The sequence below is a fragment of the Klebsiella sp. K-Nf6 genome (assembly GCF_002806655.1).
Taxonomy (GTDB): Bacteria; Pseudomonadota; Gammaproteobacteria; order Enterobacterales; family Enterobacteriaceae; genus Klebsiella; species Klebsiella variicola.
This window is the reverse complement of the sequence record NZ_PIBN01000003.1, coordinates 1-17,758: the sequence shown is the minus strand read 5'-3', so window position 1 is coordinate 17,758 and position 17,758 is coordinate 1. Positions and strand designations below refer to the sequence as shown.

Here is a 17,758-nt window from a genome sequence, read left to right as displayed (position 1 = left end):
ATGTTTCGTTTGAGTGTAGTGTTTATCGCGCTCCTGACCGCGGGCTGCGTCTCGCTTGACCCGCATTATGATCGCCCGGCCGCGCCGGTGCCGGCCACCCTGCCCGGGGCGCACGGCGAATCGACGGCGGTGGTCGGCGACTGGCAGAAAGTGGTCAATGACGCGCGGCTGAAAAAAGTGGTCAGTCTCGCGCTGAACAGCAACCGCGATGTGCAAAAAGCGCTGGCCGATATCGAGGCCGCGCGCGCCCAGTACGGCGAGACGCGGGCGTCGCTGTTTCCCACCGTCGATGCCGAGCTGAGCCATACCCGCAGCAAAACGGTAGCCAGCGGCCTGAGCTCCACTTCGCAGGCCGACGGCGCGGTCTCCAGCTTCGAACTGGACTTGTTCGGCAAGAACCAGAGCCTGTCGCGCGCGGCGCGCGAAACCTGGCTTGCCAGCGAATTCACCGCGCAGAATACCCGGCTGACGATGATTGCCGATTTGACCACCGCCTGGGTGACGCTGGCGACGGATAATAGCAATCTGGCGCTGGCGCAGCAGACCATGGACAGCGCAGCAAACTCGCGCAACATCGTCGCCCGCCAGATGGCGGTGGGTACCGCTTCCGCCGGCGATGTAAGCTCGGCGGAAAGCGTCTATCAGCAGGCCCGCGCCAGCGTCGCCAGCTATCGCACGCTGGTGGCGCAGGATAAAAACGCCATTAACCTGCTGGCGGGGGAAACCGTGCCGGAGAGCCTGCTGCCCGGTACTCTCGAGAGTCTGGGGGATAACAGCATCGCGCTGGTGCCGGCGGGTGTGTCGTCGTCGGTGCTGCTGCGCCGGCCGGATATTCAGGAAGCGGAGCACAATCTGAAGAGCGCCAATGCCGATATCGGCGCGGCGCGGGCGAACTTCTTCCCGTCGATTTCCCTGACCGCCAGCGCCGGGGTCGGCAGCGACTCACTGTCGTCGCTGTTCAGCCACGGGATGCAGGTATGGTCGTTCGCCCCCTCCATCAGCCTGCCGCTGTTCACCGGCGGCAGCAACCTGGCGCAGCTACGCTATGCGGAAGCAGAGAAAAAGGGGCTGATCGCCACCTACGAGAAATCGATTCAGAGCGCCTTTAAGGACGTTGCCGATGCGCTGGCGCGCCGGGAAACGCTGAGCGAAGAGCTCGATGCCCAGCGGCAGTACGTCGCCGCCGAGCAGACATCGCTGGATATCGCCATGAAGAGCTATCAGGCCGGAGTCGGCGATTATCTGTCGGTGCTCACCGCTCAGCGCACGCTGTGGTCGGCGAAGACGACGTTGCTGTCCCTGCAGCAGACCGACCTCAATAACCGGATCACCCTCTGGCAGTCGCTGGGCGGCGGCGCCAGTTAATTTCACCCGCCGGGCGGCCGCGCCCGGCTTCTGTAAGGAATCGTTATGCCACGTGTTTCCCTCTCCTGGGCGCTGATCCTCGGCCTGCTGTCAGGTATCGGCCCGCTGTGCACGGATTTTTATTTGCCGGCGCTGCCGGAGATCACTCAGCAGCTGCAGGCCACCAGCACCCAGACCCAGCTGTCGCTGACCGCCGCGCTGATTGGCCTCGGCCTGGGTCAGCTGTTTTTCGGCCCGCTGAGCGACCGCATTGGCCGCCTGAAACCGCTGGCGCTGTCCCTGCTGCTATTTATCTTCGCTTCGGTGATGTGCGCCCTGACCCGGGATATCAACATGCTGATTGTCTGGCGTTTTTTACAGGGCTTCGCCGGTGCCGGCGGCTCGGTGCTGTCGCGATCCATCGCCCGCGATAAATACCAGGGCACCCTGCTGACCCAGTTTTTCGCCCTGCTGATGACGGTGAACGGCATTGCGCCGGTGCTGTCCCCGGTGCTGGGCGGCTACGTCATCACCGCCTTCGACTGGCGAATTCTCTTCTGGACGATGGCCGCCATTGGCGGCGTGCTGCTGGTGATGAGCCTGACGATCCTGCGGGAAACGCGCCCGGCCACAGCAACGCATGCCGCCCGCCAACAGCCCGGCCAGCAGGTGTTGAAAAATCGCCGCTTTCTGCGCTTCTGCCTGATTCAGGCCTTTATGATGGCTGGGCTGTTCTCTTACATCGGCTCCTCTTCCTTCGTGATGCAGAGCGAATACGGCATGAGCGCCATGCAGTTCAGCCTGCTGTTCGGTCTGAACGGTATCGGGCTGATTATCGCGGCGATGATCTTTTCCCGCCTGGCGCGCCGCTTTAGTGCCGAAAGTCTGCTGCGCGGCGGCCTGACGCTGGCGGTGGGCTGTGCGGCGATCATGCTGCTGTTTGCCTGGCTGCAGCTGCCGGTGCTGGCGCTGATCGGCCTGTTCTTTACCGTGTCGTTGATGAGCGGCATCAGCACCGTCGCCGGCGCGGAGGCGATGAGCGCCGTCGACGCCGCGCAGTCCGGGACCGCGTCCGCGCTGATGGGCACCCTGATGTTTGTCTTCGGCGGCATCGCCGCGCCGCTGGCGGGCCTCGGTGGTGAAACGATGCTGAAAATGAGCTTCGCGATGGCCATCTGCTACCTGCTGGCGCTACTGTTGGGCCTCAGCAAACCGCGCAGCGCGCGCTAAACGCCAGGTGCGGTAATAAAATATTCCAGATTTATTACCGCACTATTTCCCGCCATACCTACCATTCTCGTATTATTCTCCGCGTACTAATCGTGATACTCTTCACAGGCAAGGAATAAATAATTCCTTATACTGCGCGCCACTGAGAATAACGAGGTTTCTATGAGTATCGACCTGAGCAAACTGCTGACCGAGCGACGCAACGCCAACAGCGCCAACATTGACACCCTCTCCACCCTCGACATGCTGACGGTGATAAACCAGGAAGACCAGCAGGTAGCCCAGGCGATTACGCCCTATCTGCCGCAGATTGCCGAGGTGGTGGATAAGGTCGCGACGGCGCTGCAGGCCGGTGGCCGCTTGATTTATATCGGCGCTGGCACCTCAGGCCGACTGGGGATCCTCGATGCCAGCGAATGCCCGCCAACCTTCGGCACCCGCCCGGAGCAGGTGGTGGGGATCATCGCCGGCGGACATAAAGCGATTCTCAGCGCCGTGGAAAACGTGGAAGACAACAAAGCGCAGGGGGCAATGGACCTGCAGAACCTGAACTTCAGCCACCGCGATGTGCTGGTGGGACTGGCGGCCAGCGGACGCACACCGTACGTCATTGGCGCCATGGAATACGCCCATCGTCAGAATGCCTTTGTCGCCATCGTCAGCTGTAACCCGCATGGCGAAATGGCCCAGCTGGCGGATGTGGCGATCACCCCGGTGGTCGGCCCGGAAGTGGTCACTGGCTCTACCCGTCTGAAAGCCGGTACCGCGCAAAAGCTGGTACTGAACATGATCTCCACCGGGGCGATGATCCGCGTCGGCAAGGTGTACAGCAACCTGATGGTCGACGTCGAAGCGACCAACGCCAAGCTGATCGAGCGCCAGGTCTCTATCGTGATGGAGGCGACCGACTGCGATCGTCCCACTGCCCGGAAGGCGCTGGAGGCCTGCGGCCGCCATTGTAAAACGGCGATCGTGATGGTGCTGGCGGACTTAAGCGCCGAAGCGGCGCAGTCGCTGCTGGCGAAAAACAACGGCTATATCCGCAAGGCGCTCAGCAACACCTGAGCGCCGACAGACAGGTAACGGGCAATGGCAAAAATAACGAAAGAGATGATAGCGCGGATCCTCGCCCACGCAGGCGGCGCCGCAAACGTCGCGCAGGCAGGCAACTGCATGACGCGCCTGCGCTTGACCCTGCGCGATGAAAGTCTGGCCGACAGCGCCGCCATCCGCCAGATTGACGGCGTGATGGGGGTGATCGTCAGCGACGAGCAGTTCCAGGTGGTGCTCGGCCCCGGCAAGGCGCAAACCGCCGCCGAGATGATGAACGGCCTGCTGGAGGAGGCGCCCGCCGCGCCGTCGCTGGCCGACGTCGCGGCAGAGAAAAAGCAGGCGCTGAAGGGCAAGCAGACCAGCGCGGTGCAGAAGTTTCTCGCCAAATTCGCCACCATCTTTACGCCGCTGATCCCCGGCTTTATCGCCGTCGGGCTGCTGCTGGGCTTCGCCACCCTCGCGGAACAGGTCTTCGTGCTGGAGAACGCCCATCCGAACGCCAGTCTGGTAGCGCTGATTGGCTACATGAAGGTCTTCAGCAAAGGGATGTTCACCTTCCTGAGTATCCTGATTGGCTATAACGCGCAGAAGGCGTTCGGCGGCTCCGGCGTGAACGGCGCGATTATCGCCTCGCTGTTCGTGCTGGGCTACAACCCGGAGGCAACCAGCGGCTTCTACGCCGGCATTTCCACCTTCTTCGGCCACTGCATTGACCCGCGCGGCAATATCATCGGCGTATTGATCGCCGCTATCCTTGGCGCGTGGGTTGAGCGTCAGGTGCGGCGGGTGATGCCCGCCAACCTCGATATGATCCTGACTTCGGCGGTGACCCTGCTGATCATGGGCGCGGTGACCTTTACGGTGATCATGCCGATTGGCGGCTGGTTGTTTACCGGCATGTCGTGGCTGTTCCTGCATCTTAACGGCAACCCGTTTGGCTCGGCGGTGCTGGCCGGCCTGTTCCTGCTGGCGGTGATGTTTGGCGTCCATCAGGGGTTTGTCCCGGTCTATTTTGCGCTGGTGGACGCCCAGGGCTTCAACTCGCTGTTCCCGATCCTGGCGATGGCCGGGGCCGGGCAGGTGGGGGCGGCACTGGCGCTGTTCTGGCGGGCGAAGCGCGATTCGCTGCTGCGAACCCAGATTAAAGGGGCGATTATTCCGGGCTTCCTCGGGATTGGCGAGCCGCTGATCTACGGCGTCACCCTGCCGCGGATGAAGCCGTTTGTCACCGCCTGTATCGGCGGCGCCTGCGGCGGTTTCTTCGTCGGACTGATCGCCTGGCTGGGACTGCCGGTCGGCCTGAACACGGTGTTCGGCCCGTCGGGGCTGGTGGCGCTGCCGCTGATGACCTCCGGCAGCGGAATTTACGCCGGGATGGCGGTCTACGCCGGTGGACTGGTGGTCTCCTACCTGTGCGGCTTTGTCCTCACCTGGCTGTTCGGCAGTAAAAATGTCGATTTAAGCTAGAACGCGACTGTCGGGTAGTGCCCGGTGGCGGCTTCGCCTTACCGGGTCTGCAAAAACAGTGACGTCTGCCGGACCCGCCGCCGCGCCCGACTACCATTTCCTGCCCCGCCGCCCGGGCGCGCGCATGCTATGATTCCCCTTTGTCATATTTCGCTTGAGGAAAAGATGGGCTCCAGCAAAAAAGGGATGCTGAACGTACTGATTGCCGCCGTGCTGTGGGGCAGTTCCGGGGTGTGCGCGCAGTTTATTATGCAGGAAAGCCAGATGTCGTCGCCGTTTCTGACCATGACGCGTCTGCTGTTCGCCGGGCTGATCCTGCTGATGCTCGGCTTTGTTCACGGCGACCGCATTTTCCGCGTGCTGCAAAACCGCCGCGACGCCCTCAGCCTGCTGTTTTTCTCGCTGTTTGGCGCGTTAACTGTGCAGTTCACCTTTCTGATGACCATTGAAAAATCCAATGCCGCCACGGCCACGGTGCTGCAGTTCCTGTCCCCGACGATCATCGTCGCCTGGTTCGCCCTCGCCCGTAAAGCGCGTCCCACTCCGCTGGTGTTGGGGGCTATCTGCACCTCGCTGGCGGGCACCTTTCTGCTGGTGACCCACGGCAACCCAACGACGCTGTCGATTTCGCCGGCGGCGCTGTTCTGGGGGATCGCCTCGGCGTTTGCCGCCGCCTTTTATACCACCTACCCCTCGACGCTGATTGCCCGCTACGGGACGCTGCCGATCGTCGGCTGGAGTATGCTGTTCGGCGGCGCGATGCTGTTGCCGTTTTACGGCGGCCAGGGCACCGATTTTGTGGTTAACGGCAGCCTGCTGTTAGCTTTTTTCTATCTGGTGGTGATCGGTACCTCGCTGACCTTCAGCCTTTATCTCAACGGCGCGCAGAAAATTGGCGGCGCGAAGGCCGGGATCCTCAGCTGCGCCGAACCGCTGAGCAGCGCCCTGCTGTCGCTCCTGCTGCTGGGGATCACCTTCACGCTGCCGGACTGGCTGGGCACTCTGCTGATCCTCGCGTCGGTGGTGCTGATCGCCATCGACTCACGGCGGCGGGTGAGAGCCGCCTGAGCAGGCGATAAAAATTGCATTTTCAATAAGTTAAACTGACCACTATTTGCGTGTTTTCACGCCTGCGCATATAGTTGACGGAAGCGATTACGGAAGGAGAAGCCTGATGAAAGCATGTTGGATGGTATGCCTGGTCACTGCCCTGAGCGCCACGTCGGCGTGGGCCGAATCACCGCTGCAAAGCCTGCAGTTCGAACAGCAAAAACAGCTGGTGCTCAAAGCGGTGAAGGAAAAATGCGCGCCAGCAAGCCACCTCAGCGATAACGATTTTGCCAATAAAGTGCTGGCGACCGACGGTAACAAGAACGCGGTCCGCGAAGCAACGCTGGCGAAAGAGCGCAATAACCAGAAAAGCTACCAGGCCGCGATCGACAAAATCGTCTGTCCGGCCAAATAGCGGTTATTTCAGGCTGGCGACCAGCGTTTTCCAGTCAAACGGCGTCAGCTGCCTGTAGCTCAGGCTACGGGCGGCCATCTGCTCCGGCAACTGGCGCTGGCTTTTCTCGATCGCCTCGCTCATTATCCCGGCGCTCCCCACATCACGCAGGGTTTTCACCACCTCTTCCATCTCTTCGCTGCGCCGAATGCCATGTTCCGCCACCCGGCTGATCAGATAGTCGGGAAACGCTCCCGTCCAGCCCAGAGAGGGGAAACTATGATGCAAGGAGCTAAGCACCTCCTCCTCGACACCGTATTCACGGGCCGCGAACAGGCATTCTGTGGTGAGCGCTTCAAGCCCCTTGATCATCACGCTGCGGCACATTTTTATCGCCGACACCTGGCCCACCGTACTGGCGCCATAGCGGGCATTCAGCCCCAGCCCCTGCAGACGCGGCGCGATCGCCTCCGCCTGCGGCCCGCCGATCAATAACGGTGTCTGCAATCGGGCGGGCGGTACCGGCGCCATCACCGCGACATCAATGTAGGCGCCGGGCAGAAAATGAGCGGCGGCCTGCCGTTTTGTCTCCGGCGCCACGGAGTTGAGATCGAGGAAGTATTGCCCCGGCTGCAGCAGCGCGGCGGCCTGCTGCGCCACCTTTAGCGCCTCACCCGCGGTCACAGTAGAAAAAACCAGCGTGGCGCTCTCCAGCGCCTTCGCCAGCGAACTTCCCACCTGAACACGCGAGTCACAGGCTTTTTTGCCCATCGCCTCTCGCGCCGGGCCATTGAGCTTGCAATCCCACATGGTCACCGTATTCTCACGGGCCAGATCCGCCGCCAGAATGCCACCCGCCTCGCCAAAACCAATAAACGCGATCGTCATCATCACTCCTCACGCGGCCAGACGCGGGCCGGAATAAAAACCTCGCCAGCAAACAGCAGTCGCGCCGTGCGTAACAGACCGCAGCCTGCTAACGCACCGTCAGCGTCAAGCTGAAGCGTTACGCTAAATTCGCCTGTCGGATGCTCAACGCTGAGCAGCGGCGTAGGGCCTGACGTCACTTGCGCCATACCCTGCGCGACGGATCCAGGAAGCAGACAGGCGCTGGCCACGCTCACCGCGCCAAACACGCCGATTGACGCGTGGCAGCGGTGCGGGATAAAGGTGCGGCTGCTGATGGCGCCGCCGTGTCGTGGTTCGGCGATCAGGGTCATCTTGGGCACCGTGCGCTGGCTGACGTCGCCAAGCTGCATCAGCGGCCCGGCCTGCAGGCGAATCGACTCCAGGCGACGTTTAAGCGCATCGTCATTATCCAGCTGTTCGCGCGTCTCATAGCCGGTGCAACCGAGGTCGCAAGCGCGCAGCAGGATCACCGGCATACCGTTATCGATGCAGGTCACCTCAACGCCGTCAAAACGGTCACGAACCCGGCCGGTCGGCAGCAGCGCCCCGCAGCTGGAGCCCGCCACATCAAGAAAATGGAGCAGGATCGGGCTGGCGCTGCCCGGCACGCCATCGATACGACTCTCGCCGACGTAGTCGACCCCGTCGGCATCGCACGGGATCTCTGCCACCGCCAGTTGCCCCGTGTTCTCCATATAAATACGCACCCGAGTGAGCGGCGCATCGTGGCGAACCAGACCACGCTCGATGGCGAAAGGGCCAACGGCGGCAAGAATATTGCCGCAGTTTTGGCCGTAATCCACGGTGGCCGCCGCCACGTTCACCTGGGCAAACAGATAGTCCACATCGGCGTCAGGCCGTGCGGAGCGGCGGATAATCGCCACTTTACTGGTCAGCGGATCGGCGCCGCCGATCCCGTCAATTTGCCGGGGATCAGGCGAGCCCATCACCGCCAGCAGCACCGCATCACGTTGCACCGGATCGGCAGGCAGATCGTCAGCCAGAAAACAGGCTGCCTTCGAGGTGCCGCCGCGCATCCATAGACAGGGGATTCCGCGTTGCGCCATTTATTCCTCCACCTCGTCTGCGCGGTCGTAATACCGCAGCCCCTTTTCCGCCAGACGCGGGCGCATCGCGTAAATATCCAGCCCCAGCTCGCCATGGCGCATCCGCTCACGCTTCGCAAGCTCATTGCTCATGCGGGCTTCCGCTTTATCGAGCACATCACGGACCTGCGCGTGAGGCAGCACCACGACGCCATCGTCGTCGGCCACTACGACATCGCCCGGCTGCACAAGCTGACCTGCGCAAATCACCGGGACGTTAACCGAGCCGAGGCTCTCTTTCACCGTTCCCTGGGCATAAACCTGACGGGACCAGACGGCGAATCCCATCTCCCGCAAAGTCTGCGAATCACGAATGCCGATATCGCCCACCAGACCGACCACGCCGCGCGATTGGAGAGACGTCGCCAGCAGATCGCCGAAGAAGCCATCGCCGCACGGCGACGTCGGGGCCACCACCAGAATATCGCCGGCGCGGCACTGCTCGACCGCCACATGAAACATCCAGTTGTCGCCTGGCGTCACCAGCACGGTTACCGCGTTGCCCGCCCGGCTGACGCCCTGCTGAATCGGACGGATTGCCGGCCCCATCAGCCCCTGGCGCTCCCAGGCTTCATGGAGCGTCGCCACCCCGGCCGCCTCACAGCGGCGCAAAACCGCCTCGTCATGGCGCGGCAGATGGCGGATCACAAGGCCTTTTTTATTTAACAGGTTCATGCCAGGTTCTCCGTTACGCGGGGGAAGATGCTCTGGAAGGCTTCGCCGTGAACGATATCGCGCGCGGCCGTGATGCCGATATTGCGCTTGGCCTGCACCCCACGCTGCAGCGCCACGCGGGTGTAGTATTCCCACAGATGCTCCTGACCCTGCATGCACTGAATGGCCTGATACTTTTTCTCCCAGACGGCGGTGATGTCCAGTAACACATCGGGTTTCCAGTTGCACTGCTCCGGCTGGTGCGGTTCGAAACAGTAAACCGGGGGAGCAGCGACAATTTTCTCACCAGGGCGATAGCCCTCTGCCTGAGCGATAATCCGTGCTTCCTGCGCCAGATGGGAGGCCAGCGGATGATCGTAGTTATAGGGATCGTGCAGGGAGTGCGTCAGGACAAAGTGGGGCTGGATACGGCGATACACATCCGCCAGACGAAATAGCGTCTCTTTATCGGCGCGCAGCGGATAGTCGCCGATATCAAAGAATTCGACGCTGGCGCCCAGGATCTCAGCGGCGGCCTGCGCCTCTTCGCGACGCACCTGCTTCACCGCCTCCTCGGTCATGTTGCCTTTGCGCCACAGTTTGGCGGACTCGCCGCGCTCGCCAAAGGATAAACAGACCACATGGACCTGATAGCCCTGCAGGGCATGCAGCGCTATCGCACCGCCCGCGCGCCAGACGAAATCGGCCGAGTGGGCGCTGACGACAAGGGCACTTTTTTCGCTAACCGGATGAGACATGATGGCTTCCTCTGTTGTTTTTTTCAGCTTGTCATGTCCCGTCGCAGGGAGGTAATTCGTTAACTTGCGAAGGCTATGATTTTTATTTATGTTGTCGACTCACTCACTGTTTCAGGCCTGACGAACCATGCTGAAGAAAAAGCACGATAAAATCATAAATATCATGCAGCTGCGCTTTTTCTGTCAGGTCGCGCTGCGCGGCAGCGTCTCGCGTGCGGCCGATGACTTATTCCGCACGCAGTCAGCGATAACCCGGGCGATCCGCGACCTTGAAGCCGCGTTGAACGTCACGCTGTTCGAACGCCATTACAGCGGCATGGTGCCCACCGAGTATGGCAAGTGCATCCTGCCGCGCGCCCGGCGGGCGATTGACGACCTGCAGGCCATCCCGGCGCTGATGCAGAAGCACCATACCCGCAGCAGCGGCCCGCTGGCGGACGCCGGCTGGCTGTTCAATACCCGCCGGTTAGCCATTTTTATTCAGCTCTATCACGTCAACCATACCCAAACCGTCGCGCAACAGTTGGGGATCACTCAGCCGGCGGTCAGCGCCGCGTTGAAGGTCCTGGAGAAAGGGGCGGATTCGGCGCTATTTCGCCGGACGCCAGAAGGGGTGCGCCCCACGCCCGCCGCGGAGCTACTCTATCCCCCGGTAAGCAGAGCGCTCAACGAGCTGGAAAACATCTGGAGCGATCTCGCCGCCCGTCGCGGGGTGCTGGAGGGCACCGTGCGCATTGGCGCCCTGCCGCTGAGCCGGACCCGGCTACTGCCCTCCGCCATCGCCGCCTTTCTGGCCCAGCACCCGGGCATTACCCTCATGACCAATGAAAGCCCGTATGAGTCGCTGGTCGCCGATATGCGGGCAGGTAATATCGATTTTATTATCGGCGCCCTGCGCCAGGATGAAGATCTCCCGGACCTCTGTAGCGAGGCGTTATTCGAAGAGGATATGTTGATTTTACTGCGTAATAACCACCCGCTGCTGCGCCATCCGGATCCGCGCAGCCAGCTGGCGACCGCACAATGGGTGCTGCCGCGCGCCAACGCGCCGGCGCGCCATTTGCTGGATAAGGCGTTTATCACCCTGGGGCTGCCGCTGCCCCAGCCGAGGGTGGAGACCGGGGATGCGGCGATGGTGAGAGGATTGCTGCAGGACTCCGACATGCTGGCGGCGGTCTCCGCCAGCCAGATGCGTTTTGAAACTGACAATGGGCTGCTCAGCGTGTTGCCGGTCCCCCTGCCCGATACCACCCGGCGTATCGGGCTGACGTTTCGCGCCGGCAGCCTGCCCTCCCCGGCGACGCAGGCGCTGTTGCGTTTTATCTATCAGCAAGTTCAAGACGGGACCGTTTAACGTTTACCCGCCACCGAATAGGTTACCTGTTGGTTGCGCGTTTGCTGAAACGCCTCCAGCGTCTGCCCGCGCATCGCGGCATAAATATGCAGGTTGGATACACCGACCACCGCGCCCATTTTCTCCAGCAGGAAGAAACTGGCGCCATACTGAATCAATCCCCGCCAGTCGCGTGCGTTGAGCAACTGCTGTTCCTCCTCACTCAGTCCGGCTTCGGCATAAAGCGACTGAGGCGACTGCAGAAAACGTTCGCGCCAGGCAGGCTCAATCAGCCGATGCAGGAAACGGTTAAGCCGCAAGCCATTCAGGCTGCGCTCGTGGGTAAAAGGATAGGTTCCCGGCAGTTTCTCCACCCCGGCCAGCTGCTGCGCCATATGCTGGCGATGGCGCGTCAGGGTATCGACGGGGGGCAGGCGCGCATTGTTCTCAAGGATCAGCGTGGCGATACCGGTCATCGACGGCAGGTAATAGTCGCGCCAGGTTTCGGTGACATTGGCTGATAGCGCGCCGCGCATCACCAGCCACATGATCACTTCGGACCCCTCCATCCCCCCCAGCTCAGCATATTCGCCAAGGGTCATTTCGGTGAGCTTTTCCGGGTCATTAACCAGCATGTCAACAAACTGGGCATCCCAGTCGGGATTATTAAATCCGCAGCGCTCGCCATGAACCTGATGCGAGAGCCCGCCGGTCGCGACAATCGCCACATTGATATCTTCCGGGAAGCTTTCAATTGCCCGGCGCAGCGCCTGGCCGAGTTTGTAACAACGGCGCGCGCTCGGTACCGGAAATTGCAGCACGCCGATCTGTAACGGGATCACCGCCGTCGGCCACCCCTGCGCTTCATCCCAGGGCAATAGCGCCGAAAGCGGCGAGAAAAGGCCGTGGTCGAGCTTTTTATCCATAAAGAACGACATATCAAACTCATCGGCCATCAGGCTGGCGCCAATGTGCCTTGAGAGCGCCGCATTGCCCTGGACCGGCGGCAGACAGCGTGGTCCGCCCCCTTCATCGGCAACGTCATATTGACTATCGATTCCCAGCGTAAAAGTCGAATAGTGATCGAAGAAAAAGGCGGTCACATGGTCATTAAAGATGTACACCAGCGCATCCGGCTTTTTTTCCTCCAGCCAGCGCTGCAGCGGTTCGAAGCTCTGGAAGATCGGCGACCACGCCGGGTCCAGCTGTTTATGATGATCGACCGCGAAGCCGATAGTCGGGGTATGAGAGACGGCGATACCGCCGAGAATGTTAGCCATCAGATAACTCCACTTATCGGTGTTCCAGGGGGGATGACAAAGCGTTCAGTTCTGCCTCTGTGAGTCGAGGCTTAGCGTGATTCATACGGTGCAACAAAATACAGATCCCCGCCAGGCAGGCCGGCAGCGCAAGCACCAAAAAGATCGACGAGTGTCCCGGCACAGCCAGCATCAGCATCCCACCCAGCGTGGAGCTGAGAATAGCCCCGGTACGGCCGATACCATGCATCCAGCTGACGCCGGTAGCACGGATCTCGGTTTGATAATAGGCTGGCGAATAGGCCTGCAGACCGTTCTGCGCGCCGTTAATGCACATCCCGCTGATAAAAATCAGCACCGACAGCGCCGCCGATCCGAAATCCATCAACCCCTGGGACAACAGGCACAGGCAGCCGAGGAAATAGGTTGCCGCAATCACGGCTTTCGCCGAAGCACGATCCATCAGCATACCGACAAGGATCCCGCCCAGCGGGCCGCCGAGCTGGAACAAGCCGGTCATCATCGCCGCCTGCTGCAGCGACAGCCCGCCGGAGCGGAGAATGGTTGGCAGCCAGCCGTTCAGCAGATATATCACGAACAGCCCCATAAAATAGGTCAGCCACAGCGCTATCGTGCCGCGGGCATAGCCATGCCGAAACAGCTGCGCCACTTTGCTGCTCCGCGTGATGGACGGCGCATTTAACTGAAAAACGGTTTCCGCCGTAAACTGGCCCCCAAGCCGGTTAAGCGCCCTGGCGATCTGCTCGCCCGGTAGTCGGCGCGCCACCATGTTCATCGCCGACTCCGGCAACATCACGATCATAAAGGGGAGCACCACGAGCGGCAGCACGCCGCCAAAAATCAGCGCCGAGTGCCAGCTGTAATGCGATAACAACCCGGCGGCGATAAAGCCGCCGAGGCCAGAGCCCACGTTAAAACCGCTGTACATCAGGGTGATCATCACCCCTTTACGCCGCTCCGGCATATATTCCGCCACCAGCGTGACGCAGTTGGGCATCACCGCGCCAAGGCCAAGGCCAGTAAGAAAACGCATCAGCGCCAGTTGCGATGGGCTTTGCGCCACGGCGCCGGCCAGGCTGAACAGCGCAAACAGCGCCACCGACCAGAGTAAAATGCGTTTTCGGCCGTAGCGGTCAGAAAGCGGGCCCGCCACCAGGGCGCCAATGGCGACGCCGAACATGGCCGCCCCAAGAATCGGCCCCATTTCAGCCCGGCTGATGCCCCAGTCCTCGATGAGCGCCGGGGCGACAAAGCCCATCACCGCGGCGTCATACCCATCCAGCATAATGATGATGAAACAGAGCAGCAGCACGTTCCATTGAAAGCGCGAGACCGGACGGGCATCTATCCACGCTTTCACATCGACAACGTTCATGTGATTCATAGGGTCACTTCCTTAAGCAGGCGGTACGAATGTTCTGGTTAGGTTTTTTTGAGTGGAACTTTCGTACTCAACTTAAGGCAGGTCACGCAGACTGTCCGGTTCGAAAACCCGGCGTCAGATATGAGTTTTATTTATAATGTGAGGAATACGACAAAAACCAGCCAGCAAAAAACCCGCAGCCAACGGCGGCGGGTCAGGGCAAGAGCGGCGTTCAGTGCTTCGGAATAATTAAATCGCCGCGCAGCGGGCTGCCGCCCGGGTTGTCCGTTTTCTCGGTCAGCCAGTTGACGATCCGCGACGCCATCGCGTCCATGGAATATTCAATGGCCGGAATGGTGGGGATACCGGGCAGCTGTAACGATCCGGCGAGGCTAAACACCATCACATTTTGCGGAACGGCGCGGTTAAACGCCTGCAGCTGCGGCACCACGCGCTGCGCCTGCTGTTCATCGCTCACCAGCAGCGCGTTAAAGTTCAGCGTCGTGGCGTTATTGACCAGCTCCTGCACCGCCACCGACGGCGAGGTGTTATCCAGAAACACCAGGTTGCGATTAAACGGCAAAAAGTTTTTTTCCAGCGCGTGCTTGTAGCCCAGCAGCACCTGGTCGGCAAAGCCGCTGCTCTGCGGATGAATCAGCGCAATCTGCCGTCTCCCCTGGCTAATCAGATAATGACAGGCGGTTTCGGCAGCGAAAGCATGATCGAACTGAATGCTGTTGTCGCCCTCGCTGTCGAGGCAGTCCACCAGCACCACGTCCGGGCGGTTAATATTCAGGGGAAAACGCGCGCCGATGATCAGCACGTTATCGCACAGCCCGCAGGTCAACTCCTCCAGTGAGTTCATCACGCCGTTGCTGGTGTTGGCGAAGCGCAGCAGCAGGTGCTTCTGGTGCTGGCTGAGCTGTTTTTCCAGGGCGTAGAGATAGCTGGTGGTTTGGTTGATGTTGTCCTGGGCGCAGATGACGCCGATACAGCCGGTGGACTGGCTGAGCAACGACTGGGCTATCATGTTTGGCCGGTAATTGAGCGCTTCCGCCGCCTGCAGCACCGCCTGACGACTGGCTTCCTTCACGCCACGTGAGCCGCTCAACACTCGCGACACCGTGGCTTTGGAAACCCCGGCAAGTCGTGAAACATCATTGATTGTCGACATCATTTTCCCCTGCGCGGGCGCCGCGTCCCGCCAAAATCCTGTAAACCTGAATCGCTTCAATTGTGACCAGCGCAGTATATCCATTTCGTCATTTGTTTGGAAACCGATTTTCCATTTCAGCGCAAAACATCGCCAAATCGACAGAATAATGTGAGCGAAATCCAATAAATCCGCCCCATAAGCAGGAGATCTTGACCACTATCACAGTTCTGCTTTTTATGAATGGAAACCGGTTTCCGTCTGATATCAAATCATCCACGCAATAACTTTTTACATTTTGAGGATGGTCGTCGATGTACAAGATTATGCTGTGCTGCTCTGCCGGGATGTCCACCAGTCTGCTGGTCAGAAAGATGGTGGAGGCGGCGAATGAACGTGATCTGCCGGTGCAGATTGATGCCTATGGTGTTTCCGAATTTGACATGCAGTTTCCGCAGTATCAGGTGGTGTTGCTTGGCCCCCAGGTGAAATACATGTTGAAAACCCTGTCTGACAAAGCGGCTTCCCTGAACATTCCCGTTCAGCCCATCGATACGATGGACTATGGCATGCAGCGGGGAGACAACGTCCTGAATTATGCTCTGTCGCTGATCCCAGCGGCGCACTGAGAGGTGTTGAAATGAGTTCTCTGTATCAGTCCATGATTGCCGTGATCGAGCAATCTATTACTCCGCTGGCAGGACGCCTTGGGCAGCAGAAATACGTTATCGCTATCCGCGATGGCTTCACTGCCGCTTTGCCGTTTATGATCATCGGCTCTTTCATGCTGGTATTTATCTTTCCGCCGTTTTCACCCGATACCACCAACGGCTTTGCCCGCGGCTGGCTTGATTTCTCCCAGCACTACCGCGAACAGCTGATGCTGCCGTTTAACCTCAGCATGGGCGTAATGACCTTCTTTATCTCGGTCGGCATTGGCGCCAGCCTCGGTCGGCAGTTTCAGCTCGATCCGGTGATGTCCGGTCTGCTGGCGTTTATGGCCTTCCTGCTGGTCGCCGCGCCCTATGCCGATGGCAAAATTTCCACTCAGTATCTGTCCGGTCAGGGCATTTTCACCGCGCTGATCACCGCCATCTACTCCACCCGCGTTTACGCCTGGCTGAAGCAAAACAACATTACTATTCGTCTGCCGAAAGAGGTCCCCACCGGCGTCGCCCGTTCGTTTGAAATCCTGAACCCGGTGCTGGTGGTCATTGCGACTCTGCATCCGCTGAACCTGTTTATCGAAGCGCAGACCGGGATGATCCTGCCGCAGGCGATCATGCATCTGCTGGAGCCGCTGGTTTCCGCCTCCGACTCGCTGCCGGCGATTTTGCTCTCCGTTCTGATGTGCCAGATTTTCTGGTTCGCCGGGATCCACGGCTCACTGATTGTTACCGGCATTATGAACCCGTTCTGGATGGCCAACCTGTCGGCAAACCAGGCGGCGCTGGCGGCGGGTACGGTGCTGCCGCACGTCTATCTGCAGGGCTTCTGGGATCACTATCTGCTGATTGGCGGTGTCGGTTCGACCCTGCCGCTGGCTTTCCTGCTGCTGCGTAGCCGGGCCACTCATCTGCGCACCATCGGCAAGATGGGCATTGTGCCGAGCTTCTTTAATATCAACGAGCCGATTCTGTTCGGGGCGCCGATCATCATGAACCCGATGATGTTTATCCCCTTCGTCTGCGTGCCGATGGTCAACGCGGTGCTGGCTTACGGCGCGACGCGTCTTGGCTGGCTGAGCCAGGTGGTGTCGCTGACGCCGTGGACCACGCCGGCACCGATTGGCGCGTCGTGGGCGGCTAACTGGACCCTGAGTCCGGTCGTGATGTGCCTCATCTGCATGGTGATGTCGGCGGTCATTTACCTGCCGTTCCTGCGCGCCTATGAACGTTCCTTAATGAAAACCGAAGTTGAGAAAGCCAAAAATAGCGTTCCGGTGGCAGAAACCGTTAGCTAATACCTCTCCGTCCGGAGCGATAATAAGATGACAGCGTAATAATGCAGAAAATGGACTTTCACTGCATTATTAAATAATAAATACCTCAGGAATACACATGATTGAATTAGAAGATGCGGTAATGGAAATTATCGTTAATGCGGGACAGTCACGCTCATTATGTTTTGAAGCGCTGCATGCGGCCCGAACCGGAAATATCGACGAAGCGCGCTTACTCTTAAATGAGGCCGACGGCTACGCCCGCCGGGCGCATCAGATGCAGACCCAGCTCATCGAACAGGATGCCGGTGAAGCGCGTCAGCCTATGACGCTGATTATGGTACATGCCCAGGATCATCTGATGAACTCGCTGCTGGCTCGCGAGTTCTCAGAAGAATTAATCCATCTGTATCAGCGTTAATTAATATGGAATAACGTCAGCGAGAATATTATTCTCCGGCGTCGCTGTACCCTAAAAAACAAATCAGCTTATTTTGGTTATTTATTTTAGCCAGAATGGGATGGTTATTATCTGAAATATATTAATTATTAAAGCGAGATAACCATGAATACTGTGAAAAAACTGCCTTTAGCCATGGCGGTTGTCGCCGCGCTGTGCCCAATTTCTGTCATGGCGCAAGAATTTACGCAGGAACAGATCGACGCCATCGTTGCCAAAGCCGTTGATAAAGCGCTGGCCGACCGCCAGGCGAAAATCGACG

At 59.8% G+C, this 17,758-nt stretch carries 17 protein-coding genes and 1 pseudogene; 11 read left to right on the top strand and 7 right to left on the bottom strand.

What is annotated here, in order from left to right; genetic code table 11:
- The 6 genes from eefC to CWM61_RS06450 all read left to right on the top strand — a co-directional run bounded on the left by eefC (nt 1) and on the right by CWM61_RS06450 (nt 6,559).
- Nucleotides 1-1,365, top strand: a complete 1,365-nt coding sequence (gene eefC, locus CWM61_RS06475) for a multidrug efflux RND transporter outer membrane subunit EefC (RefSeq protein WP_074386910.1) — start codon at nt 1-3, stop codon at nt 1,363-1,365.
- Between the two features lie 45 nt (nt 1,366-1,410).
- Entirely contained in the window at nt 1,411-2,574 is a 1,164-nt protein-coding gene (locus tag CWM61_RS06470; RefSeq protein ID WP_074386909.1) for a multidrug effflux MFS transporter, read from the top strand.
- A gap of 162 nt (nt 2,575-2,736) precedes the next feature.
- Nucleotides 2,737-3,639: an N-acetylmuramic acid 6-phosphate etherase gene (gene murQ, locus CWM61_RS06465; protein WP_074386908.1), complete on the top strand. Its 903-nt coding sequence runs from the start codon at nt 2,737-2,739 to the stop codon at nt 3,637-3,639.
- A 24-nt stretch (nt 3,640-3,663) separates the two neighbouring features.
- A complete protein-coding gene (gene murP / locus CWM61_RS06460; protein WP_074386907.1) occupies nt 3,664-5,094 on the top strand; it encodes a PTS N-acetylmuramic acid transporter subunit IIBC in 1,431 nt (476 codons plus the stop codon).
- Between the two features lie 165 nt (nt 5,095-5,259).
- A complete protein-coding gene (locus CWM61_RS06455; RefSeq protein WP_002923118.1) occupies nt 5,260-6,162 on the top strand; it encodes a DMT family transporter in 903 nt (300 codons plus the stop codon).
- Nucleotides 6,163-6,268: 106 nt separating this feature from the next.
- Nucleotides 6,269-6,559, top strand: coding sequence for a YicS family protein (locus CWM61_RS06450; protein ID WP_023298372.1), 291 nt, complete (start codon nt 6,269-6,271; stop codon nt 6,557-6,559).
- Nucleotides 6,560-6,562: 3 nt separating this feature from the next.
- Here CWM61_RS06450 and CWM61_RS06445 read toward each other — a convergent pair whose 3' ends face one another.
- The 4 genes from CWM61_RS06445 to galB are packed head-to-tail and all read right to left on the bottom strand — an operon-like array spanning nt 6,563 to nt 9,965.
- Nucleotides 6,563-7,426 (bottom strand): NAD(P)-dependent oxidoreductase, encoded by an 864-nt coding sequence (locus CWM61_RS06445; protein WP_100630942.1) that lies wholly within the window; start codon nt 7,424-7,426, stop codon nt 6,563-6,565.
- A gap of 2 nt (nt 7,427-7,428) precedes the next feature.
- The gene (locus CWM61_RS06440; protein WP_074386905.1) at nt 7,429-8,514 is read right to left on the bottom strand and encodes a 4-oxalomesaconate tautomerase; all 1,086 of its coding nucleotides are present in this window, start codon (nt 8,512-8,514) and stop codon (nt 7,429-7,431) included.
- Nucleotides 8,515-9,228, bottom strand: a complete 714-nt coding sequence (locus tag CWM61_RS06435) for a 4-carboxy-4-hydroxy-2-oxoadipate aldolase/oxaloacetate decarboxylase (RefSeq protein WP_032731516.1) — start codon at nt 9,226-9,228, stop codon at nt 8,515-8,517.
- Nucleotides 9,225-9,965: a 4-oxalmesaconate hydratase gene (gene galB, locus CWM61_RS06430; protein ID WP_008806774.1), complete on the bottom strand. Its 741-nt coding sequence runs from the start codon at nt 9,963-9,965 to the stop codon at nt 9,225-9,227. The genes CWM61_RS06435 and galB overlap by 4 nt, the downstream gene beginning before the upstream one ends.
- 127 nt (nt 9,966-10,092) lie before the next feature.
- Between galB and CWM61_RS06425 the strand changes: the two genes are divergently transcribed.
- Nucleotides 10,093-11,319, top strand: coding sequence for a LysR family transcriptional regulator (locus CWM61_RS06425; RefSeq protein ID WP_074386904.1), 1,227 nt, complete (start codon nt 10,093-10,095; stop codon nt 11,317-11,319).
- On the opposite strand, the gene CWM61_RS06420 is transcribed toward CWM61_RS06425, so the two are convergent.
- From CWM61_RS06420 to CWM61_RS06410, 3 genes are all read right to left on the bottom strand, one after another.
- Nucleotides 11,316-12,578: a gallate dioxygenase gene (locus CWM61_RS06420; protein WP_100630941.1), complete on the bottom strand. Its 1,263-nt coding sequence runs from the start codon at nt 12,576-12,578 to the stop codon at nt 11,316-11,318. The genes CWM61_RS06425 and CWM61_RS06420 overlap by 4 nt on opposite strands.
- 13 nt (nt 12,579-12,591) lie before the next feature.
- Nucleotides 12,592-13,962 (bottom strand): MFS transporter, encoded by a 1,371-nt coding sequence (locus CWM61_RS06415; protein ID WP_100630940.1) that lies wholly within the window; start codon nt 13,960-13,962, stop codon nt 12,592-12,594.
- Between the two features lie 211 nt (nt 13,963-14,173).
- Nucleotides 14,174-15,115 (bottom strand): LacI family DNA-binding transcriptional regulator, encoded by a 942-nt coding sequence (locus CWM61_RS06410; RefSeq protein WP_020324162.1) that lies wholly within the window; start codon nt 15,113-15,115, stop codon nt 14,174-14,176.
- 293 nt (nt 15,116-15,408) lie between these two features.
- On the opposite strand from CWM61_RS06410, the gene CWM61_RS06405 reads away from it, so the two are divergent.
- From CWM61_RS06405 to CWM61_RS29800, 4 genes and pseudogenes are all read left to right on the top strand, one after another.
- A complete protein-coding gene (locus CWM61_RS06405; RefSeq protein ID WP_004145041.1) occupies nt 15,409-15,723 on the top strand; it encodes a PTS sugar transporter subunit IIB in 315 nt (104 codons plus the stop codon).
- Nucleotides 15,724-15,734: 11 nt separating this feature from the next.
- Nucleotides 15,735-17,057: a PTS sugar transporter subunit IIC gene (locus CWM61_RS06400; protein ID WP_100630939.1), complete on the top strand. Its 1,323-nt coding sequence runs from the start codon at nt 15,735-15,737 to the stop codon at nt 17,055-17,057.
- Between the two features lie 97 nt (nt 17,058-17,154).
- Nucleotides 17,155-17,457, top strand: coding sequence for a PTS lactose/cellobiose transporter subunit IIA (locus tag CWM61_RS06395; RefSeq protein WP_004205145.1), 303 nt, complete (start codon nt 17,155-17,157; stop codon nt 17,455-17,457).
- A 144-nt stretch (nt 17,458-17,601) separates the two neighbouring features.
- Nucleotides 17,602-17,758, top strand: a pseudogene (locus CWM61_RS29800) (hypothetical protein); the annotation flags it as partial.